Source organism: Bradyrhizobium sp. AC87j1 (assembly GCF_002936975.1).
Classification (GTDB): domain Bacteria; phylum Pseudomonadota; class Alphaproteobacteria; order Rhizobiales; family Xanthobacteraceae; genus Bradyrhizobium; species Bradyrhizobium shewense.
The window spans coordinates 13,812-34,392 of the sequence record NZ_PTFE01000054.1 but is presented as its reverse complement, the minus strand read 5'-3'; the positions used below and the strand labels follow the sequence as shown (position 1 = coordinate 34,392).

Sequence of the window (20,581 nt, the reverse complement as noted above, 5' to 3'; positions counted from 1 at the left end):
CATGATACGGCGTCGTTACTTCGACGAGATCCGGACCCAGTCCTTGTGCGCGCGGTCGCGCAGCGCGTCCCAATCCGCCTTCGCGACGTCCCAATTCACGATGGTGCGATTGGTGGTCGCGACCTCGCCATTGGCGACGGACGACGTCTGCATGGAGTCATAGACATACACGCCGCCGGCAAGCAGCAGCGCGCCAAGGATCATTCCGAAAAAAGTCTGCATTTGCGAACCTCCGGTGGGCCGGCAATAACGTCGGCCCGCAGTGATGGTTCCGCGGCAGTGCGGCGCGGATAAGGACGGGTTGTTCACTCCGCATTCAGCCACTGCGCCAGCTCCGCGTTGATCTCGCGCGGATAGGTGTGGCTGAGGTCGTCGATCTCGCGATAGGTGACATCAGCGCCAGCCGCTGCGAGCACGGCCTGGGTCTGGCGCGCGGTCTGCACCGGAAACATCCAGTCGAGCTTGCCGTGGGTGATGAAGATGGGCAGACCTTGCAAGCGCGCGGCGTCCGCCATCTCCGCCATCAGCGGATGGAAGGTTGCGGAGACCGGCGCCAGATGGGTGAAGGGCGAGGCGCCGTCGAGGCCAGTAACGTAGCCGAAGGTGCCGCCGTCGCTCATGCCGGTCAGCAGCATGCGCGAGGTGTCGATGCTCCAGCGGCTGCGCACGGTTTCGAGGATGCGCATGAGATTGGGCGTATCGGCATCATCGCCCATCAGCGCCCAGGTCGGTCCGGTCGCGGTTGGCGCCACCAGGATCGCGCCAAGGCTGCGGGCGTCGCGCAACCAGCTCCACAGGAAACCGCGTCCGTTGCCGCTGCCGCCATGCAGCGCCATCACCAGCGGCATGGCGCGCTCGGGCGTATAGTACTCAGGCACATAGACCGAGAAGCCGCCGCGGCTGCCGGGTTCGTTGTGATCGTGGAAGATGCCAGTATTTTCGCTTGCGCCGACTTCGAGCCGCGACAACAGATCCGCATTTTCGCGATTGGCGGTGTTGAGGAAGAAGCTGCTTACGGGAGGAAATTGCATCGCCAGGGGATAAAGCGCCTCCTGCGCGCGCGGCACGTGGCGCAGCGCGCGGAAGACAGCGACGAGATCGCCATTGCCGCGCTCGACCTCGCGGATCCCAGCAAAGGCGGCGAGCGTCTCGCCGCAGGCGCGATCGAGCCGCTCGCGGAGGCCCGCGAACTGCTCCGGCCACTCTCCAATAGCCGCGTGTGCCGTTTGCAGCGCCTCATCCGGTGCGCCGATCGCGTTCATCACGGTAGCGAACGCCGGCGGATGCAGATGGCGTTGGAAGAAGCCGAGCGCTTCCAGCGCATTGAGCAGCGGCGGCAGCACGGCCACGATGTCGTCGATCACGGCCTCGCTCATCGCGGCTTCCTTCAGCGTGGGATCAATGCAGCTTCGGTGCCTTCAAGAGCTTGAAGCGATCGGTGGAGGTCACCGTGACGTCGAAGGTGACGCCTTGGTGGTACACGGTCAGCGGCACGTCGACGCCGGCGGTGCCGAGCGCCCACATCTTCTTGTAGAAGGCGGTCTGGCTCGTGACCTTGTCCCCGTTCACGGCGAGGATGATATCGTCGGTCTTGAGTTCGGCGCGCGCGGCAGGACCGTTGGGGGAGATCCCGATCACGACCACGCGGTTGTCGATCTCGGTCGAGTAGAGCCCGAGCCAGGGGCGCGCCGGCTTGTTGACGCGACCGAACTTGCGCAGATCGTCCAGGATCGGCTTCAAGAGGTCGATCGGCACGACCATGTTGACGTGCTCGGCCTTGCCGTCGCGCTCGCGCTCCAGCTGAAGCGAGCCGATGCCGATCAGCTCGCCGCGCTCGTTGAGCAGCGCCGTGCCGCCCCAGTTCGGATGCGCGGGATAGGTGAAGACGGCTTCGTCCAGCAGATATTCCCAATAGCCGGCGAATTCCTGCTTGGCCACGATCTGGCTCGCGACCGAGCGCGTGCGACCGCCGGCGCCGCCGACCACGACGCGGTCGCCGATCGCGGTTTCCGCCGAACTGCCGAGCGGCAACGGCTCGACGTCGAGCTCACCGAGGGCTTGCACCAGGCCGAAGCCGGTTTCGGAATCGAAACCGAGCGCGTGGCCTTCGACCACCCGCCCATCGCCGAGGTGCAGCCACACCGATTCCGCCTCGGTGATGAGATAGCCGATGGTGAGCACCAGTCCGTGATCGATCACGACGCCGTTGCCGGCGCGTTCGGTGCCCAGCGTCTCGGCGCTGAAGGCGTCCGGCGGGACGATGGCGTGCAGGCCGACGACGGATGCGAGCGCGCGGTCAAGATCGAAACCGTAGTCGCTCGCACGCGGCTGATTGGCCGGCGGCACTCTCCATTCGGTCAAAGCGGGCATGGAGTTCTCCTGGCTGAGTGCATCGCTCCGAGATTGCTGCAGAGCGACGCGCGAAGCACGCATAATTTAGGCCGGGGCAGGCCGTCTTGAAAGCCTCGTTCCCAACTATTCGTGAGAACGCCGCGTGAAATCTTTGAAAGGCATGGAAACACCTCGTGCACGAACGGGACGCGCCCCTCAATCCGGCATGCGCCGCATGGCTGGTGTCCGGCGAGGTGCTAGGCGCCGTACCATGAAGCTGCTAACCATTACCGCTTCGTTTGACCAAGGGATCACGGATCGAAGCATGGACAACCGCAGCGATATCTGGCGTGGCGTCGACACGATCAAGGGGCGTTTCATCGACCTCAGCGACAAGGTCTGGGGCATGCCCGAGGTGTGCTACACCGAGGCACGGTCCGCCGCCGAGCATCTCGCCGAGCTGCGTCATCAGGGTTTCCGCATCGCAGAGAACGTCGCCGGCATTCCGACCGCGGTGATGGGCGAGTGGGGCGAGGGCGGTCCGGTCATCGCATTCATGGGCGAATATGACGCCCTTCCCGGTCTCAGCCAGGAAGCGGGTGTCGCCGAGCATCGTCCGATCGAAGCCGGCGGGCACGGCCATGGTTGTGGTCACAATCTGCTCGGTTCCGCCGCGCTGCTCGCCGCGACCGCGGTGAAGGACTGGCTTGCCGAAAACAAGGTGCCTGGTCGCGTGCGCTATTATGGCTGCCCGGCTGAAGAAGGCGGCGCCGCAAAGGCGTTCATGGTGCGCTCCGGCGCGTTCGGGGGCGCCGACATCGCCATCACCTGGCATCCGCACAGCTTCTGGGAGGTCGCGGTGACACCGTCGCTCGCCAACACGCGCGCGGATTTCATCTTCACCGGTCGCACCTCGCATGCCGCGGCCTCGCCGCATCTCGGCCGCTCCGCGCTCGATGCGGTGGAGTTGATGAATGTCGGCGTGAACTACATGCGCGAGCACATGCCGAGCGATGCGCGGGTGCATTACGCGCTGCTCGACACCGGCGGCATTGCGCCGAACGTGGTCCAGGCCCATGCGCGGGTGCGCTATTCGATCCGCGCCCGTGACCTTCCCGGCATGAACGAGCTGGTCGGACGTGTGAGCAAGATCGCCGAGGGCGCGGCGCTGATGACCGAGACCAAGGTCGAGATGAAGATCATCTCCGCGGTCTCCAACATCCTGCCGAACACGCCGCTGGAGCAGGCGCTGCACCGGGTCATGGAAGAGCTCGGACCGCCGCATTTCGACGATGCCGACAAGGGTTTTGCCAGCCAGATCCGCGCGACCTTGAGCGACAAGGATATCGCGTCGGTCTATTACGCGATCGGCATGGAGCAGACCGATCGGCCGCTGGCCGACTTCCTGGTGCCGCTCGATGCCAAGCGCAACCCGCTTGTCGGCTCGACCGACGTCGGCGACGTCAGCTGGGTGGTGCCGACCGCGCAGGTTCACGCCCCCACGGTTGCAATCGGCACGCCGTTCCACACCTGGCAGGTGGTGGCGCAGGGCAAGAGCCCGCATGCCCACAAGGCCATGGTGCAAGCCGCCAAGGCGATGGCCGGTCTCGGCATCAAGGCGCTGACCGATCCGGAACTGATCAAGTCGGCCAAGGCCGACCTGAAGAAGCGGACGGCCAAGACGCCGTATGTCTGCCCGCTGCCGGATCACGTCGAGCCGCCGCTGGACATGTCCGTCGCATAGAATTTCGCCTCCATACTTCGTCTGATGCTGCGAACAAATTTTCCGCAGTGCAGCGTGCAATCCAGCATGTTTTGATGCTGGATTGCCGAACGGATGGGCTGCAGAACACAGTTTTGCCCAACAGACAGCCAGAAGACCGTTTGCATACACACGGTCCCAGTTGACGCGCCCCCCATTCGGTGTGCCATCTACTGCCAGCCAATTGGGCGGCCAGCTTTCACGGCCGTCCTCATCACGATGGGAACCAGACGGGGGACAACCATGCTGGATAAAGAACTGCGTTCGATGATCGGCGAGGTGAAGGATGGGCGGATGGATCGCCGCGCTTTCATCACGCGCATGGCCGCGGTCGGTCTCACCGCCCCGCTGGCCAACCAGATCCTCGCGCTCGGCGGCGTCGCCATGGCCGAGGGTGCCTCGACCTACAAGCCGACCAAGCGTGGTGGCGGTGGTGCGCTGAAGCTGCTGTGGTGGCAGGGCCCGACCTTGCTCAATCCGCATTTCGCCACCGGCACCAAGGACCAGGACGGTGCGCGCTTGTTCTATGAGCCGCTCGCCTGTTGGGATCCCGACGGCAACATGAAGCTGGTTCTCGCCGCCGAAATTCCCTCGATCCAGAACGGCGGCCTGGCCGCCGACGGCAAGTCGGTGACCTGGAAGCTCAAGCCCGGCGTGAAATGGCACGACGGCACGCCGTTCACGGCCGACGACGTCGTGTTCAATTGGGAATACGCCAAGGATCCGGCGACCTCCGCCCTGACGATCGCGACGCTCCGCGACATCACCGTCGAGAAGGTAGATAACCTCACGGTCCGCATCCTCTTCAACAAGCCGACGCCGTTCTGGGCCGACGCCTTCGTCGGGGCGCCCAACACCATCATCCCGAAACATCTGTTCAAGGACTACATGGGGTCCAAATCGCGGGAGGCGCCGACCAACCTCTCGCCGGTCGGCACCGGCCCCTACAAGTTCGTCGAGTTCAAGCCGGGCGATCTCGTCCGCGGCGTGCTCAACCCCGATTATCACATGCCGAACCGCCCCTATTTCGACAGCGTCGAGATGAAGGGCGGCGGCGATGCCGTCTCGGCCGCACGCGCGGTGATCCAGACCGGCGAGTACGATTTCGGCTGGAACATCCAGGTCGAGGACGACGTGCTGTTGCGCCTGGAAAAGGGCGGCAAGGGCAAGACCGTCTATGCGGTCGGTGGCGACACCGAGTTCATCGCACTGAACTTCACCGATCCCAACACCGAGGTCGATGGTGAACGCTCTTCGATCAAGACCAAGCACCCGCTGTTCTCGGATCCGGCGGTGCGCAAGGCGCTGTCGCTGCTGATCGATCGCGAGTCGGTCAAGAAGGCGATCTACGGTCGCGCCGGCCGCACCACGGCCAACTTCCTCAACGGTCCCGAAAAGTTCGTCTCCAAGAACACCACGTGGGAGTTCAGCATCGAGAAGGCCTCGAAGATCCTCGACGAGGCCGGCTGGAAGCCGGGCGCCGACGGCATCCGCGAGAAGGACGGCAAGAAGCTGAAGCTGCTGTACCAGACCGCGATCAACGGTCCGCGCCAGAAGACCCAGGCGATCGTCAAGCAGGCCTGCCAGAAGGCCGGCATCGACGTCGAGCTGAAATCGGTCGTCGCCTCCGTGTTCTTCTCGTCCGACGTTGGCAATCCCGATACCTATTCCAAGTTCTACGCCGACATGGAGATGTTCCAGATCCCGCTGAGCCAGCCCGATCCGTCGCAACATATGCGCCGCTATCTCTCGACGCTCGTCGCCACCAAGGAGAACAAGTGGCAGGGCACCAACTTCCCGCGTTGGGTCAACAAGGAGTACGACGCAACCATCCAGGCTGCGGACGGCGAGATGGATCCGGTCAAGCGCGCTGCGCTCTACATCAAGGCCAACGACCTGATGTACCAGGACACCGTGTTCATCCCGGTGCAGCATCGCCTCAAGGTCGAGGCGGCGGCCAACAATCTGCGCCCGGTCGTGTCCGGCTGGGCCAACGAAACCGACAATCTGTTCGACTGGTACCGCGAGGAATGATCCCCCAACTCTAGACGGGGCCTTCCCTCATGAGCCAATACGTCCTGCGTCGCCTGATGATCGCGATTCCGAGCCTGCTCGGAATCTCGGTCGTGCTGTTCGTCGTGCTCGCGCTCGCGCCCGGTGATCCGTTCTCCGAGTTGGCGACCAACCCGAACGTGCCGCCCGAGGTACAGGCGGCGCTCCGGGCCAAGTTCGGCCTCGACGATCCGATCCACCTTCGTTACCTGCACTGGCTCAACGCCATGCTGCACGGCGACTGGGGCTTCTCCTTCGTCAGCCGGATGAACGTCGACACGCTCATCCTGCAGCGCCTGCCGGCCACGCTCTACGTGATCGGCTCGGCGCAGATCCTGGCGCTGCTGATCGCGATTCCGGTCGGCGTCTATGCGGCCACGAAGCCGTATTCGCTGTTCGACCAGATCGCCAACACGCTCGCCTTCGTCGGCTTCTCGCTGCCGACGTTCTTCACAGGCATCCTGTTCATCCTGATCTTCTCGGTCACGCTGGACTGGCTGCCGTTCGTCTACACCACCGACATCAAGGGCACCGGCATCCACTGGGTGCTGGAGATGATCCGTCAGGCGATCATGCCGGTGGCGGTGCTCGGCCTGTTCCAGGCGGCGTCGATGACGCGTTTCGTGCGCTCGGCGATGCTGGATGTGATCCGGCTCGACTACGTCACCACCGCCCGCGCCAAGGGGCTCGGGCAGGCCAAGGTCATCGTCAAGCATGTCATGCGCAACGCCATGATTCCGGTCGTGACGTTGATCGCGCTGCAGATGCCCGCGGTGTTCGGCGGCGCCATCGTCACCGAGCAGATATTCCGCATTCCCGGCATCGGCTCGCTGCTGATCTCCTCCATCCTTTCGAACGACACGCCGGTGGTGATGGCCGTCACCTTCGTCTTTGCGTGTCTCGTCGTGCTGTTCAATCTCATCGCGGACGTGCTTTATGGCTGGCTTGACCCTCGCATCTCCCTCCGCTGAGCGGCGCGTCTACTCGCCCTGGCGCGAGACGTGGCGGCGCTATAGCCGCCACAAGCTTGCCGTGGTCAGCGCGTTCCTGCTGCTCGTTCTGATCCTGGCAGTCGTGCTCGGCCCCTTCATCTGGCGGGTCAAGATCGACGACATCGACATCGTCGCAGGCATGCAGGGGCCCTCGCCGGCGCATCCCTTCGGCACCGACGATCTCGGACAGGACATCCTCGCCCGCATGATCTATGGCGGGCGCATCTCGCTCGCGGTCGGCCTCGCCGCGATGCTGGTCTCGGTCTTCGTCGGTGTGCTGATCGGCGCGCTCGCCGGCATGTCGCGCGGTGCGCTCGGTCACGGGTTGATGTGGCTTACCGATCTGTTCCTGTCGCTGCCGCAATTGCCGCTGCTGCTGCTGCTGATCTATCTCTTCCGCGACGGTCTGAAGGCCGCGTTCGGTCCGGAGGGCGGCATCTTCATCCTGATTGTGCTCGTGATCGGCGGCCTCCGCTGGATGCCGGTGGCGCGGCTCGTGCGCGCCCAGTTCCTGTCGATCCGCGAGAAGGAATTCGTCGAGGCCGCGCGAGCGCTCGGGGCGAGCCCGGTGCGGCAGGTGGTGCGTCACATCCTGCCCAATGCGCTCGGTCCGGTGATCATCGCCGGCACCATCGACGTCGCCGCCGCCATCATCGCGGAATCGACGCTGTCCTTCCTCGGCCTCGGCTTCCCGCCCGACACGCCGACCTGGGGCCGGCTGCTGTATGATGCAAAGGACTTTCTCGATATCGGCCCGCACTGGGCGCTGTTTCCGGGCGGCGCGATCTTCATCGCGGTGGTCGCCATCAACTTCATCGGCGACGGCCTGCGTGACGCGCTCGATGCGCGACGGGTGATCTGATGGCGCCGCTGCTCGAGATCAAGGGACTGAAGACCCACTTCTCCACGGACGACGGCATCCTCCAGGCCGTCGACGGCGTCGACATCTCCATCAACCGGGGCGAGACGCTCTGCGTGGTCGGCGAATCCGGCTGCGGCAAGACCGTCACCGCGATGTCGATCCTGAAGCTGATCGCGATGCCGCCGGGCCGCATCGCGGCGGGTCAGATCATCTTTGAGGGTCGCGACCTCGTGCCGCTGACCAGCAACGAGCTCGACGAGATCAGGGCCAAGGAGATCGGCTTCATCTTCCAGGAGCCGATGACCTCGCTCAACCCGGTGCTCACCGTCGGCGAGCAGATCGCCGAGAGCCTGCGCCGCCACGAGGCCGTGACCAGGAAGCAGGCGCTCGATCGCACCATCGAGATGCTGAAGCTGGTGCAGATCCCCAACGCCGAAGGCCGCGTGCACAATTATCCGCACCAGTTCTCCGGCGGCATGCGCCAGCGCGTGATGATCGCGATGGCGCTCGCCTGCAAGCCGAAGCTGATCATCGCCGACGAGCCCACCACTGCGCTCGACGTGACCATCCAGGCCCAGATCCTGGACCTGCTCCAGGACATGAAGGAGCGCTTCGGCATGGCGGTGATGCTGATCACCCATGCCATGGGCGTCGTCGCCGAAACCGCGCAGCGCGTCGTCGTGATGTATGCCGGCAAGGTGGTCGAAGAAGCGCCGGTCGATGATCTCTTCGGCAATCCCGGCCATCCCTATACGCAAGGGTTGATTCGCTCGATCCCGCGCATCGACCTCGACAGCGAGCACAAGACGCGGCTCGAGGCGATCGGCGGCTCGGTGCCGATCCTGATCAATCCGCCGGTCGGCTGCCGCTTTGCGCCGCGCTGCAAGTTCGCCATGAACGTCTGCACCGAGAAGGAGCCGCTGCTGCGCGAGATCGCACCTGGCCATCGCATGGCCTGTCATCTCGGCGATACAAACCTGGGAGGCGCGGCATGAGCGAACCCTTGCTGCAAGTCTCCAACCTGAAGAAGCACTTCCCCGTGTTCGGCGGCCTGCTGTCGCGCCAGGTTGGCACCGTCTATGCGGTCGACGGCGTGTCGTTCTCGGTCAATCGCGGCGAGACGCTCGGTCTTGTCGGCGAATCCGGCTGCGGCAAGTCGACGACGGGGCGCTGCGTGCTGCGCCTGATCGAGCCGACCGACGGCGAGGTCACTTTCGACGGCCAGGACGTGCGCAGCCTCGGCGGCAACGATCTGCGCGCGATGCGGCGCAACATGCAGCTGGTGTTCCAGGATCCGTTCGCCTCGCTCAATCCGCGCATGACGGTCGGCGCGATCCTCGGCGAGGCCTTCACCATCCATAACCTTGCGACCTCCGCCAAAGAGCGCGAGGAGCGCGTCGCGGGCCTGCTGGTCAAGGTCGGGCTCAAGGCGGAGCATATGCGGCGCTATCCGCACGAGTTCTCCGGCGGCCAGCGCCAGCGCATCGTGATCGCGCGCGCGCTGGCAGTCGAGCCGAAGCTGATCGTCTGCGACGAGCCGGTATCGGCGCTCGACGTGTCGATCCAGGCCCAGGTCATCAACCTGCTGGAAGACCTCCAGGCCGAGCTGAACCTCACCTATCTCTTCGTCGCGCACGACCTCTCGGTGGTCGAGCACATTTCCGATCGCGTCGCGGTGATGTATCTCGGCCGGATCGTCGAGCTGGCGAAAGCGAGCGATCTCTATCGCAACCCGCAGCATCCCTACACCAGGGCGTTGCTGTCGGCGGTGCCGGTGCCCGATCCAAAACTCAAGCGCGAGCGCATCCGCCTCAAGGGCGACGTGCCGAGCCCGATGAAGCCGCCATCGGGTTGCCACTTCCACACCCGTTGCCCGATCGCACAGCCGCGCTGCGCGGAAAGCGCGCCCGTGCTGAAGGAAGGGGCGGGCGGGCATTTCGTGGCGTGTCATCTGGCTTGAGGCTCCGAAAGCGAGTTCAGAACCTGTAGGGTGGGCGAAGCGAAGCGTGCCCACGATTCTGAAGACGTGGGCACGGCGCTGTCGCGCCTTTGCCCACCCTAGTCGAGATGCACGCCGTACTCCGACAGGGCCTGCCTGAAGGTCTCCACGGAGTTGTGCTGATGCGCGAACAGGCCCGCCTCACGCGCGCCGGCGACGTTGGCTGCGAGATCGTCGACGAACAGGGCGGTCTGCGGCCTCACGCCGAGCTCCGAGAGGCAGAGGCGATAGCAGTGCGGGTCCGGCTTGGCCGTCTTGAATTGCGCCGAGGTGTAGATCCGGGCGCCGAACAGCGGGCGCAATTCCGGCAGCAGCGTGTCGATGTGGTCGGCAACCAGCGTGGTATTGTTGGTCAGCACCGCGATATCGACGGTGTTTCGCAGGCTTCCGGCAATGTTCAGCATCGCGCGATCGGCCTGCATTGATCGACGCCGGGCCTCCACCCACTCATCGAGCGAGAGGGGATAGCCGATGCGTTCGCCAAAACCTCGCAGATAGTCGGCGGCCTCGAGCGCGCCGGAATCGCCGAGCAGCTCGAATCCGCTGTCCCAGATCGCCTCATGGATGAACGCGCTGGTCGTCCCCGCGAGCTCCGCCAGATAGGCGACGCGCGTCGCCCTGTCGTAGTCGCAGAGGACATTGTCCATGTCGAAGAGGACGAGCTTGATGGCATCAGTCACGGCGACGCTCGCGCATTGGCCGAACATCCGGCCCTGGCGTGAGTCATATCCCGCCGGAACGCGGGCGACAAATCAGGTGCTGGCTAGGGCTGCGATGCGCGCCGCCGCGCCAGTTGATGCAGCACCGTGTCGACGGCCGGCACCGCTCCGGTCTCGCGCAGCCACGTGTCGGCCAATTCCCTCAATTCGCCCGGCGTCAGGCCGAACTTGCGACGGAACGCGCGGATGAAGGTGGAATCGCTGCTGAAGCGCATGTCGACGGCGAGATCGATCAGACGGCCGTCCTGCGCGGATGGCGATATCAAGCGCCGAAACGCGAGATTGAGCCGCTGCTCCCGCACATAATGCGCAAGCCCGCCCTCGGCCTCGAACAGCCGGTAGAGGGTCGCGCGCGAGATATGGAAGTGGCGGCAGAGCTCTTCGCTGGTGAGCGCATCGGTTTCGAGATTGTTCGCGATGCGGCGCTTGATCATCGTGAGGTAGAGGTGCCGCTCGGCGCGCTCGAGGCCCGCGACGATCTCGGCCGTCCCGCCGGCGGCGGCCGCCACGAGATCGGCGATCGCCTCGACGGTGGCTTCGGCATGGCCGGACGCGGTGTCCGTCCCGGGCTCGGACGGCAGGGCAAGCGCGGCGTAGTGGCTGGCGAGCAGGCGTGCATGAGGGTGATCCGACGGCAGCAGGGTTGCCGTCGCCGCATCCGGATGGGCAAGCCGAGGCGCCAAAATCGCGCGTTGCAGCACGATCGACATCAGATGGGTGCGGCCGCCCGCGGCGCGCAGCGCGGTTCGGTTTGGCTGCGCCATGTCGATGAGAACGATGTCGCCGGGCCGCAGCGTGACCTCGCGCCGGCCCGAGCTGAACTGCATCTCGCCCTCGACGCAGAGGGTGATCTGAAAATGATCCATGACGCCGCGGGCGACGTGCGCGGGCGTGCGGTCATAGTCCTGGTCGGTGGCACGCGTGTCGATCAGCAGGGCGTTGCGGGTCATCCTCGTCACCGTAGTGACATGGAAGTCGTCCTCCGCGGTGCGCGGAATGACCTCACAAATGTCGACCGTCATGGCCCGCAACTGCGCGAGCGCCTCCGGACCGCGCCCGGGATTGTCCGCCGCCGTGCTTCCGTTCAACGCAGTCCCGTCCACATCCCCTCGCGATGCGGAAGACCGCATGCAACTGATTTCTCGAGATCGGCGGCTAGCCAATGTCGGGTCTGGATGTAGGCATTCGGAAATCGGTGCGCAAGCGAGGTCGAGGTGGATTCCGTCACGCGGTCTTCGCGGGCCAAGGCACGACCTGTCCGGACATCACCAGCCGATCGCGGCCGCTGTCCTTCGCGGCATAGAGCGCACGGTCGGCCGCGGCGACCAGCGTGCTGAAGTCCGTGGAGGTCAGAGACGGAAGTCCGGTTGCGGCGCCGACGCTTACCGTGACCAGCCGGGAGGGCGGATTCTGCGCATGCAGCATGGCAAGATCGTGCAGCGCCTGGCGAACCGCTTCCGCGACCTCCACGCAGCCATCCGGACCTGTGTTCGGCAACAACACGGCGAATTCCTCGCCGCCGTAGCGCGCCGCGAGGTCGGCGGGACGCCTGGCCTGGGTGGACAGGATCCGGCCCAGCGCGCGCAGGCACCCGTCGCCCGCCAGATGTCCGTAATGGTCGTTGAATTTCTTGAAATGATCGACGTCGATCAGCAAGAGCGAAAGCTGCGTGCCGTCGCGCCGGGCGCGCGCCCATTCGTCGGCAAGGCGTTCGTCGAATGCGCGCCGGTTGGCAAGGCCGGTGAGACCGTCGGTCCTCGCAAGCGAAGCGAGCTTGTCCTGAAGATCCTTCTGCTCGGTTATGTCGCGCACGACCGCGACGACGCCGTCGATCGCGCCGCTGTCCGATGCCACCGTCACGTGCAGCGCCGCCTCCGCCCAGATCTCCCCTTTTTCGCGATGACGCTGGCGATAGACGAACCGCGCTTCCTCGGCCTCTCCGCTCTTCAGCGCGGTGATGGCCTGAGCGACCCGTTCCATGTCGTCGGCGTGAATGCCGGCCAGGGCCGACGTGTTCAGCAGTTCCTCGGCGGTCCAGCCGGTGATGCGCACGCATGACGGAGAGACATAGAGCAGCCGGTTATCCAGCCCGATCCGGGTTACCATGTCACTGGATTGCTCGGCCAGCAGCCGGAAATTTGCCTCCTTGGCGACCAGGGCCTGCGCCATGCGCTGTCGCTGCCAGAGCTGACGGACCAGGTAGGAGCCGATCACCGCGATCAGCAGGACGAGGCCGACGACGAAGGTGATGCGCGTGGCGGCGGCGCGTCGCCAGGGAGCCAGCACGTCGTCTTGGGACTTGCTCGCCAGCACCATCAGGGGATAGCGGCTGCTGCGCTGGTAGTAGCTCAGGCGCTGCACGCCATCGAGCGGCGACTTGAAATAATAGACCGCTTCGGCGGGGCGGCTTTTCCAGCCTTTGAACAAGGGCGCATTGGACAGGTCGCGTCCGATGAAGGCGCCGCTCTCGTCTCGGCTGCGTGCCAGCATGATGCCGCCATTGTTGAGCAGCGATGCCGAGCCGTTCGGCCCTAGGTCGAACCGCTCGTAGAATTTGACGAAATAGCTGACGTCGATCGTGAGCAGGGCAACGCCGGCGAAGCCGCCGTCGGGATCGTTGATCCGCCGGGACGCCGTGATGATCCACTGGCCCCCGGAGCGGCTCTTGATGGGCGGTCCGATCAGCGTGCCCGTCTCCGTGGAGTCGCGATGGCGCTGAAAATATTCCCGGTCGCTGTTGTTGAGCTTGGAAAAGTCGAGGCGCTCGGTCGTGGCAAGCCACCGGCCCGTCGCGTCATAGACGAAGATGCCCCGGATGCGGTCCGACGATTTGCGCGTCGGCAGATAGGCCTGGAGCTTCGTGATCGTGTCGGGGCCGGTCCCGTCGAGTTCGAGCCGGTGGACCAGTCCGACCAGGAGCGTATCGACCAGCTCGAACGTATCGTCCGCGTGCTGGATCAGTGAATGTGCGAGGTTGGTGACGTCGATCTCGGCGTTCCTGAGGTCGACATTGCGAGCTTCCCATTCGCGCCAGGCGCTGAGGCCCAGGATCGTCACGCAGATCAGCCCAACGAAGCCCGCCGCCCAGAGCGGAAGGCGCGTCTTGCCGAATTCGCGGCTCGTGACCATCGGGCTTGCTCCAAATCGGGGCAAACCTCTCACTTTCGTCTTAACGGCCTCTTGCAAAATCTGCAATGATTGTGCGGGGTCCGTAATCAACCGGAAGGATTGGTGACATCGTTGGGGCCGATCGGCGGGGCCACGCTACCGCAGTGCGACAATTCCGTTCTGCCGCCTGCCGTCTCATCCCTCCAGGGTGAAGCCGACGCGCAGCGTCACCTGATAGTGGCGCACGGCGCCGTTCTCGATGTGGCCGCGCGTCTGAACCACCTCGAACCACTTCATCTCGCGGATGGTCTTGGACGCGCGGCTGATCGCGTTCTTGATCGCGTCCTCGATCGAGGTTTCGGACGATCCGACGAGGTCCAGGATCTTGTAGACATGATCACTCTCGGTTGCGGCCATGGGTCTTCCCTTGTTTCATCTTGCAGCGGACAAACGCGCTCGATGGAACGTGCATGCGAGCGCATGGCGTTGACTCTGAACGGGCGTGGGCGCTTCGGGTTCCCAGTGCCCGATGGCCCCGGCGCGGAGGCGAGAAGAATGGTTTTCAAATCGCCCGCCGGCGTCGGATGCCGCGGTTGCCCGCGCGAAGACGGATGAGCTAACCTCTGCGCATGTCGTGGCATCTTCGAGTGCGGTGATGATCGGCCGTTGGACGAGGGGCACTCTGGTTGCGATCGGCCTCGGCGTGCTGCCTGCGCCTTGTATTGCGCAGGATGAGCTCGATCGCGCGCCGGCGAGCATGGCCCTGCAGGTGACGACCGATCCTTCCACCATCGAGTGTCGCCGCCTGGACACGGTCAATCCAGCCTCGCTGGTGTTCCTGCCGCTGCGCCGGACCTTCAGCGAGGATTTTGACGAGCATCCGCTGTCGAACGGACGCTGGGTCCCGCATTATGCCGGCGGCGCGGCCTGGCCGGAGGCACGCTATTGGGGCGGCGACGGCTCCGACTTCAAGCGCAAGACCAGCGCCAATGGCGAGCAGCAGATCTACGTCGATCCGCGCTATGCCGGCCGTGCGGCCGCGCCGCTCGGGCTCGATCCGTTCAGGGTGAAGGACGGCGTGCTGTCGATCATCGCCAGCCGAACGCCGCCGGAATTGAAACAGCTGCTGTTCAACAACGAGTACATCTCGGGCATCCTGACGACCCAGGGCACGTTCGCCCAGAAGCACGGCTATTTCGAAATTCGTGCCAAGGTGCCGGTCGGCCATGCGGTGTGGCCGGCGTTCTGGATGCTGGCGGACGATGGCGGCTGGCCGCCGGAGGTCGACGTGCTGGAAGGCCGCGGCGAACGGCCAGGCGATCTCGTGATGACGACCCATTGGCGGATTCCCTCGACCCAGAAGATCCAGTCCTGCGGCTTCGATTTCGCGGTCGGCGACGCCTCGAGCGTATTCCACAATTACGGTGTGCTGTGGCAGGAGGATCGGCTGGTCTATTTCATCGACCGCAGGCCGGTCTCCGACATCAAGGTGCCGATCGGCTTCGACGATCCCATGTACATGATCGTCAATCTGGCGATCGGGTCGAAGTTCTTTCTCGGCGTCGGTCCGGTCGACGCGGAATCGCCTCCGAGCGTCGCATTCGAGATCGACCGGATTTCGGCCTATCAGATCGATCTGGAGCTGGCACGGAGATAGCGATGTCAGCCGATCTCTCGCGGCGCCGTTTTGCCAAGCTCACGGGCCTCGCCGCGCTGGGCGTAGCCGCAGGTGCCGGGGCCGCGGAAAATGAGAAGTCCGCATCGACCGACCGTCACCGGCCGGCGCCGTTCCCGAAGGATTTTCTGTGGGGTACGGCGACCTCGTCCTACCAGATCGAGGGCGCGGTCAACGAGGACGGTCGCGGCAAATCGATCTGGGATATTTTCAGCCACACCCCCGGCAAGATCGAGGACGGCTCGACCGGCGACCGCGCCAACGAGCACTATCATCGCTACAAGGAAGACGTCGCGCTGATCAAGGCGCTCGGCGTCAAGGCCTACCGTTTCTCGATCGCATGGCCGCGCGTGTTTCCGGATGGGACGGGCCAGCCCAATCCTGAGGGCCTCGACTTCTACGACCGCCTCGTCGACGAACTGCTCGCGAACGGCATCGAGCCTTACGCGACGCTCTACCATTGGGACTTGCCGCAGGCACTCCAGGACCGCGTCGGGGGCTGGTCGTCGAGCGACACGTCGAAGGCTTTTGCCGATTACGCTGCGCATGTCGCCGCGCGTCTGGCCGATCGGGTGAAGAACATCTTCACCGTGAACGAGGTCGGGCGTTTCGTGAATTTCGGCTATGGCTGGGGGATCGATGCGCCCGGTCTCAAGCTGGCGGCCGCGCAACTCAACCAGGCGCGCCATCACGTCGCGCTGGCGCACGGGCTCGCGGTGCAGGCGATCCGCGCCTCCGGCCGCACCGGCACCCGTGTCGGCCCGGCCGAGAACATCGCCGCCTGCGTGCCGGCGATCGCGACGCCGGAAAACATCCGCGCCGCCGAGATCGCGACGCGCGAGCTCAACGCCGGCTTCCTCGGCGTGGTGCTGGAGGGCAGATACACCGACGGTTTCCTCGCTTATGCCGGCGCGGACGCGCCGAAATTCACTGCCGAGGAATTGAAGATCATCGGCGCGCCGAACGATTTCGTCGGCCTCAATATCTACGCGCCGCAATATTACGTCACGGCTTCCGACCGCGCGCCCGGCTTCCACGTGCTGCCGTTCCCCACCTCGTTCCCGCACATGAATTCGGAATGGCTGCGGGTCGGCCCCGAAGTGATCTACTGGGCGCCGCGCCTTGCGGCAAAGATCTGGAACATCGACAATATCTACATCAGCGAGAACGGCACCTCGTCCGAGGACAAAGTCTCTGCCGACGGCCAGGTCTACGACCTCGACCGCATCATGTTCCTGCGCAATTACCTGTCCCAGATGCAGCGCGCGACCGCCGAGGGCGTGCCGATCCGCGGCTACTTCCTCTGGAGCCTGATGGACAATTTCGAGTGGATCTTCGGCTACGGCAAGCGCTTCGGCCTCTACCGGGTCGATTTCGAGACCCAGGCAAGGGTGCCGAAGCTGAGCGCGGCGTTCTATCGCGACGTGGTGGCACGGAACGCGATCGGGGGGTGAGACTGCACCCTACGGATCCAGCTCCGTATCCCAGTACAGATAGTCGAGCCAACTATCGTGCAGATAGTTCGGCGGGAACAGGCGGCCGTTGCGGTGAAGCTGGTGCACGGTCGGGGCGAAGGCGTGCTGGCGCGGAAACATTTTTGCCTGCACCGGCGTGAGATTGCCCTTGCGCAGGTTGCACGGCGAGCATGCCGCGACCACGTTCTCCCAGGTGGTCTGGCCGCCTTTGCTGCGCGGGATGATGTGATCGAAGGTCAGGTCTTCGGGCGAGCCGCAATACTGGCAGGCGAAACGATCGCGCAGGAAGACGTTGAACCGGGTGAAGGCCGGATGGGTGGTCGGCTTCACGAAGGATTTGAGCGAGACGACGCTCGGCAGCTGCATTTGCAGCGTGGGGCTATGAACCGCCTGATCGTAATGTGCGACGATGTTGACGCGATCGAGGAACACCGCCTTGATCGCGTCTTGCCACGACCAAAGAGACAGCGGGTAGTAACTCAGCGGCCGGAAGTCCGCATTCAGCACCAACACCGGCCAACTGCCTTGCGAGACATGTGCGTTCAAGTAACGCTCCCGGCCTCCAATATACGCTGCGAAGCAGCATGTACTGACATACTACATGCAGCGTGACGGGATTGTGAAGCCCGCTGAGCGACTTATTCAGGTGCAAGCAATGCGGCGCCGGGGTGGCGAAAGCGCTCAAAAAGCCGCGATTTGGGGGAGGTGCGCGGCTGGCGCGGAACTGCCGTGACCAGCGCGTCGCGGCCTGCCGCGGCAGCTACTCCCGTACCCGTTCCAGCTTCTGCAAGCACCGCGTCGCGCGCACTGCGGCCGGCATCTCCTCGTCGGGAAAGCTGGTGTCCCAGTTGGTGACGCCGACCTCGCCGACATAGATGTCGCCCCTGGAATCCAGCGCGATGCCGTGGGGCGCCAGGAACTTTCCGCTTGCAATACCCGGCCCTTCCTCGCCGCCGAGGCGTGCGATGCGCTTGCCCTTGGCGTCCACGATCGACAGCCGCGGGCCGAGATTGGGCACATTGCGGTTGATGGCAAGGCCCGGGCCGAGCTCGCCGATCACGAAAGTCGGGCTCTTGGTCCCACCGCAACAGCACAGCGCGCAGGGCCGATGCAGGTTGTTCCACTGCGTCTCGTATTTGCCCTCGCCATTGAACACCTGCACGCGGTGGTTCTCGCGGTCGGCGACATAGACCCAGCCATCTGCATCGGTGGCAATATTGTGCACGATGTTGAACTGGCCGGGATCGGTGCCGGGCTCGCCCCAGCTCTTGAGCAGCTTGCCGTCCGGCGTGAATTTGTGCACGCGCGCATTGCCATAACCGTCGGAGACGTAGATCTCGCCCTTCGGCGACAGCGCGGTGTGGGTGCAGCGGTGGAAGGGATCGCCGCTCATGAACGGCGCTGGTTTCTCGGGGATGCCGATCGTCAGCAGCACCTTGCCGTCGGTGGTGCATTTGCGCACGGTGTGGTCGCCGTCATCGGTGCAGTAGAGATTGTCGTCGGCGTCGATGTGCAGGCCGTGCGCGCGCGAGAACAGCCCTTCGCCCCAACTGCGCAGGAAACTGCCGTCGCGGTCGAGCACCACCATCGGGTGAGCACCGCGGTTGAAGACGTAGACACGGTCCTTGCTGTCGACCGCGACGGAGGCGACGTCGGTGAGCTGCCAGCCGTCGGGCAGTTTCGCGAAATTGTCGACGACGCGGTAGCGGTGCTCGCCGCTGCCGAGAATGGCTGGCATGGGTTCCCTTCCTTCAGTTGTTCCTGTCGTGCTCGTTGCATCCGCGCAATGACGAGGGGCTCAAGCAGTGCCCACCTCACGCCCCAAAATCCCTTCCTCGATCGCCTTGATCTGCAGCGCGAGATATTTCGAGTTGATCCGGCACTGCGCGAGGCTGCCGGCGATGAACCAGAGCCCGCGCTGCCTGGTGCGCGCATACATGTTGCGCAGCTCAAAACCGTCGCCAAAGCCCCAGATCGGGCCGACGCGGTCGGCGATGGCCTCGCCGAACAGCTTTCGCACCAGATATTCCTGCGGCTTGTAGCCGGTCGACAAGACGACGAGATCGGCGGGAAGGAGGGTGCCGTCCTTCATCCGTGCGCCCTCGGTGACGAAGCCCTCAATGTCGACAAACTGCCTGAGCCTGATCTTGCCCTCGACGATCAGGTTGGAGCAGCCGACGTTGAAATAATAGCCGCCGCCGCGGGTGAGATATTTGAACTGCCAGCCGGTGCCGGCCTCGCCGAAGTCGAGCTTGAAGCCGACGCGCGAGAGGCCGTCGAGCAGCTCCTTGTCGAGCTGCTTCGATTGCTCGGTCAGCATCACATGCGTCTTCTTCGCGAGCGGCGTCGGCATCGAGGCCGCGATCAAATCATTATCCTCGAGCGTACCTTCGTTGTAAGTCGCATAAGCGAGCTGCGCCGACGGCTCGATATTGGTGACCAGCGTGGCTGCGCGCTGCACCAGCGTCACCTCGGCGCCGCTGGAATACAGATCCTGCGCGATGTCGTGGCCGCTGTTGCCGGTGCCGATGACGATCGCGCGCTTGCCGGTCCAGCTCTCGCCATCCTCATAGCGGCTGGAATGAAGCAGCGTTCCCTTGAAATTGTCGAGCGTCGGAATATCAGGAATATTGGCGATGCCGCTGACGCCGGTCGCCATGATGACATGGCGCGGATGCATGGTGCGCGTGCTGCCGTCGACGCGCCGCAGGGTGACCGTCCAGCGCCCGTTCGCCTCGTCATAGGCGCCGCCTGCGAATTCGGTGCCGGTCCAGAAGTTCAGCTCCATGGCCTCGACGTAAGCCTCGAACCAATTGGCGAGCTTGTCCTTGGGGATATAGACCGGCCAGTTCGGCGGGAACGGCATGTAGGGGAGGTGATTGACCTGCACCTGGTTGTGCAGGGTGAGCGCGTGATAACGCTTGCGCCAATTGTCGCCGATCCGCATCTCGCGATCGACGATCAGCGCATCGACCTTGAGCTGCTTCAGCCGGGCTGCGATCGCGAGCCCGGCCTGGCCGCCGCCGACCACCAGCACGGCCGGATCGCGATCGGCATAGTCGCGCGAGGCGCTGCGCAAATCGAGCCAGTTCGGCCCGCGGAAATCGCGGGAATAGGCCTGGCCGCGCGGCCGCGACGTGCCGAGCTGCTCCTCGAATCCCTTGAGCTCGTCGAGCGCGGTGAGCAACGTCCAGGCCTTCGGGCGGTCGCCGTCGGCGGTGTCGGGAATCAGCCGCAGGATACCGCTGCCACGGCCGGTCGCGGTTTCGAACGTGAAGATCGTTTCGATGGTGTTGGTGCCGGCACGCGTCACCCAGCGCGGCGGCGCACGGTTCGGCGCGATCCTAAAATTGACTGGTGCCGCCTCGGGCGCGAGCGCGTCGAGCGCTTGCACAATCATCTCGCGGCCGGCGATCGTCTGCAGGTTCCAGCTCAGCGCCAACACGTCGCGCCAGAAGCTGTCGGCGAGGAAGAGGCGGTCCAGCGTGGCGGGATCGGGCCTGCCCAGCGCGCGCTCGAATTCATCGAGCCAGGCCTGGGCGCACGCGGATAGATCCTTGGTCTTGTCGAGCATGCGCGACCTCTTGGCCGTCTTTCGCGGCGTTT

The 20,581-nt window shown here is 64.7% G+C and carries 18 protein-coding genes; 8 read left to right on the top strand and 10 right to left on the bottom strand.

Translation table 11 applies throughout. The features are described 5' to 3' along the window. Window positions 1-15: 15 nt before the first annotated feature. From CV770_RS25010 to CV770_RS25000, 3 genes are all read right to left on the bottom strand, one after another. Window positions 16-222, bottom strand: coding sequence for a hypothetical protein (locus CV770_RS25010; protein WP_018316294.1), 207 nt, complete (start codon window positions 220-222; stop codon window positions 16-18). 83 nt (window positions 223-305) lie between these two features. Next, window positions 306-1,376 (bottom strand): carboxylesterase family protein, encoded by a 1,071-nt coding sequence (locus tag CV770_RS25005; RefSeq protein WP_104464247.1) that lies wholly within the window; start codon window positions 1,374-1,376, stop codon window positions 306-308. A gap of 22 nt (window positions 1,377-1,398) precedes the next feature. Further along, window positions 1,399-2,370, bottom strand: a complete 972-nt coding sequence (locus tag CV770_RS25000) for a S1C family serine protease (RefSeq protein ID WP_104464246.1) — start codon at window positions 2,368-2,370, stop codon at window positions 1,399-1,401. Window positions 2,371-2,656: 286 nt separating this feature from the next. Here CV770_RS25000 and CV770_RS24995 point away from each other — a divergent pair, with 286 nt between their 5' ends. The 6 genes from CV770_RS24995 to CV770_RS24970 all read left to right on the top strand — a co-directional run bounded on the left by CV770_RS24995 (window position 2,657) and on the right by CV770_RS24970 (window position 9,959). Further along, on the top strand, window positions 2,657-4,075 hold the full coding sequence (locus tag CV770_RS24995) for a M20 family metallopeptidase (RefSeq protein ID WP_201760023.1): 1,419 nt from the start codon (window positions 2,657-2,659) through the stop codon (window positions 4,073-4,075). Between the two features lie 261 nt (window positions 4,076-4,336). Beyond that, complete coding sequence (locus tag CV770_RS24990; RefSeq protein ID WP_091960189.1) at window positions 4,337-6,127, top strand: peptide ABC transporter substrate-binding protein; 1,791 nt, start codon at window positions 4,337-4,339, stop codon at window positions 6,125-6,127. A 29-nt stretch (window positions 6,128-6,156) separates the two neighbouring features. Then, complete coding sequence (locus tag CV770_RS24985) at window positions 6,157-7,116, top strand: ABC transporter permease (protein WP_018316290.1); 960 nt, start codon at window positions 6,157-6,159, stop codon at window positions 7,114-7,116. Further along, window positions 7,082-7,999, top strand: coding sequence for an ABC transporter permease (locus tag CV770_RS24980; RefSeq protein ID WP_018316289.1), 918 nt, complete (start codon window positions 7,082-7,084; stop codon window positions 7,997-7,999). The genes CV770_RS24985 and CV770_RS24980 overlap by 35 nt, the downstream gene beginning before the upstream one ends. Next, the gene (locus CV770_RS24975; protein WP_092255726.1) at window positions 7,999-8,994 is read left to right on the top strand and encodes an ABC transporter ATP-binding protein; all 996 of its coding nucleotides are present in this window, start codon (window positions 7,999-8,001) and stop codon (window positions 8,992-8,994) included. The genes CV770_RS24980 and CV770_RS24975 overlap by 1 nt, the downstream gene beginning before the upstream one ends. Beyond that, window positions 8,991-9,959 (top strand): ABC transporter ATP-binding protein, encoded by a 969-nt coding sequence (locus tag CV770_RS24970; RefSeq protein WP_104464245.1) that lies wholly within the window; start codon window positions 8,991-8,993, stop codon window positions 9,957-9,959. Before CV770_RS24975 ends, CV770_RS24970 begins: the two co-directional genes overlap by 4 nt. 98 nt (window positions 9,960-10,057) lie before the next feature. On the opposite strand, the gene CV770_RS24965 is transcribed toward CV770_RS24970, so the two are convergent. The 4 genes from CV770_RS24965 to CV770_RS24950 form a co-directional block, all read right to left on the bottom strand. Continuing rightward, window positions 10,058-10,705, bottom strand: a complete 648-nt coding sequence (locus tag CV770_RS24965) for an HAD family hydrolase (protein ID WP_104464244.1) — start codon at window positions 10,703-10,705, stop codon at window positions 10,058-10,060. Window positions 10,706-10,761: 56 nt separating this feature from the next. Then, window positions 10,762-11,805 carry a helix-turn-helix domain-containing protein gene (locus CV770_RS24960; protein ID WP_104464243.1) on the bottom strand — a complete coding sequence of 348 codons (1,044 nt, stop codon included), beginning with the start codon at window positions 11,803-11,805 and terminating at the stop codon, window positions 10,762-10,764. A gap of 136 nt (window positions 11,806-11,941) precedes the next feature. Beyond that, window positions 11,942-13,846, bottom strand: coding sequence for a sensor domain-containing diguanylate cyclase (locus CV770_RS24955; protein WP_201760022.1), 1,905 nt, complete (start codon window positions 13,844-13,846; stop codon window positions 11,942-11,944). A gap of 174 nt (window positions 13,847-14,020) precedes the next feature. Beyond that, window positions 14,021-14,242: a dodecin gene (locus CV770_RS24950; RefSeq protein WP_018316283.1), complete on the bottom strand. Its 222-nt coding sequence runs from the start codon at window positions 14,240-14,242 to the stop codon at window positions 14,021-14,023. 238 nt (window positions 14,243-14,480) lie between these two features. On the opposite strand from CV770_RS24950, the gene CV770_RS24945 reads away from it, so the two are divergent. Beyond that, window positions 14,481-15,482, top strand: a complete 1,002-nt coding sequence (locus CV770_RS24945; protein WP_104464242.1) for a glycoside hydrolase family 16 protein — start codon at window positions 14,481-14,483, stop codon at window positions 15,480-15,482. Window positions 15,483-15,484: 2 nt separating this feature from the next. After that, window positions 15,485-16,954, top strand: a complete 1,470-nt coding sequence (locus CV770_RS24940) for a GH1 family beta-glucosidase (protein ID WP_104464241.1) — start codon at window positions 15,485-15,487, stop codon at window positions 16,952-16,954. Between the two features lie 9 nt (window positions 16,955-16,963). Here the strand turns inward: CV770_RS24940 and CV770_RS24935 are convergent, their stop codons facing one another. From CV770_RS24935 to CV770_RS24925, 3 genes are all read right to left on the bottom strand, one after another. Further along, window positions 16,964-17,521 (bottom strand): HNH endonuclease, encoded by a 558-nt coding sequence (locus tag CV770_RS24935; RefSeq protein WP_018316280.1) that lies wholly within the window; start codon window positions 17,519-17,521, stop codon window positions 16,964-16,966. Between the two features lie 214 nt (window positions 17,522-17,735). Next, complete coding sequence (locus CV770_RS24930) at window positions 17,736-18,713, bottom strand: peptidyl-alpha-hydroxyglycine alpha-amidating lyase family protein (protein WP_104464240.1); 978 nt, start codon at window positions 18,711-18,713, stop codon at window positions 17,736-17,738. Window positions 18,714-18,773: 60 nt separating this feature from the next. Then, a complete protein-coding gene (locus CV770_RS24925; protein WP_104464239.1) occupies window positions 18,774-20,549 on the bottom strand; it encodes a flavin-containing monooxygenase in 1,776 nt (591 codons plus the stop codon). Window positions 20,550-20,581: the final 32 nt, after the last annotated feature.

What these genes read in the sequence shown, in the direction of transcription:
- CV770_RS24950 (WP_018316283.1), bottom strand. Translation starts at nt 14,242, where the DNA reads ATGGCCGCAACCGAGAGTGATCATGTCTACAAGATCCTGGACCTCGTC.
- CV770_RS24975 (WP_092255726.1), top strand. Translation starts at nt 7,999, where the DNA reads ATGGCGCCGCTGCTCGAGATCAAGGGACTGAAGACCCACTTCTCCACG.
- CV770_RS25010 (WP_018316294.1), bottom strand. Translation starts at nt 222, where the DNA reads ATGCAGACTTTTTTCGGAATGATCCTTGGCGCGCTGCTGCTTGCCGGC.
- CV770_RS24930 (WP_104464240.1), bottom strand. Translation starts at nt 18,713, where the DNA reads ATGCCAGCCATTCTCGGCAGCGGCGAGCACCGCTACCGCGTCGTCGAC.
- CV770_RS24980 (WP_018316289.1), top strand. Translation starts at nt 7,082, where the DNA reads ATGGCTGGCTTGACCCTCGCATCTCCCTCCGCTGAGCGGCGCGTCTAC.
- CV770_RS25005 (WP_104464247.1), bottom strand. Translation starts at nt 1,376, where the DNA reads ATGAGCGAGGCCGTGATCGACGACATCGTGGCCGTGCTGCCGCCGCTG.
- CV770_RS25000 (WP_104464246.1), bottom strand. Translation starts at nt 2,370, where the DNA reads ATGCCCGCTTTGACCGAATGGAGAGTGCCGCCGGCCAATCAGCCGCGT.
- CV770_RS24990 (WP_091960189.1), top strand. Translation starts at nt 4,337, where the DNA reads ATGCTGGATAAAGAACTGCGTTCGATGATCGGCGAGGTGAAGGATGGG.
- CV770_RS24945 (WP_104464242.1), top strand. Translation starts at nt 14,481, where the DNA reads ATGATCGGCCGTTGGACGAGGGGCACTCTGGTTGCGATCGGCCTCGGC.
- CV770_RS24955 (WP_201760022.1), bottom strand. Translation starts at nt 13,846, where the DNA reads ATGGTCACGAGCCGCGAATTCGGCAAGACGCGCCTTCCGCTCTGGGCG.
- CV770_RS24970 (WP_104464245.1), top strand. Translation starts at nt 8,991, where the DNA reads ATGAGCGAACCCTTGCTGCAAGTCTCCAACCTGAAGAAGCACTTCCCC.
- CV770_RS24985 (WP_018316290.1), top strand. Translation starts at nt 6,157, where the DNA reads ATGAGCCAATACGTCCTGCGTCGCCTGATGATCGCGATTCCGAGCCTG.
- CV770_RS24925 (WP_104464239.1), bottom strand. Translation starts at nt 20,549, where the DNA reads ATGCTCGACAAGACCAAGGATCTATCCGCGTGCGCCCAGGCCTGGCTC.
- CV770_RS24940 (WP_104464241.1), top strand. Translation starts at nt 15,485, where the DNA reads ATGTCAGCCGATCTCTCGCGGCGCCGTTTTGCCAAGCTCACGGGCCTC.
- CV770_RS24965 (WP_104464244.1), bottom strand. Translation starts at nt 10,705, where the DNA reads ATGTTCGGCCAATGCGCGAGCGTCGCCGTGACTGATGCCATCAAGCTC.
- CV770_RS24995 (WP_201760023.1), top strand. Translation starts at nt 2,657, where the DNA reads ATGGACAACCGCAGCGATATCTGGCGTGGCGTCGACACGATCAAGGGG.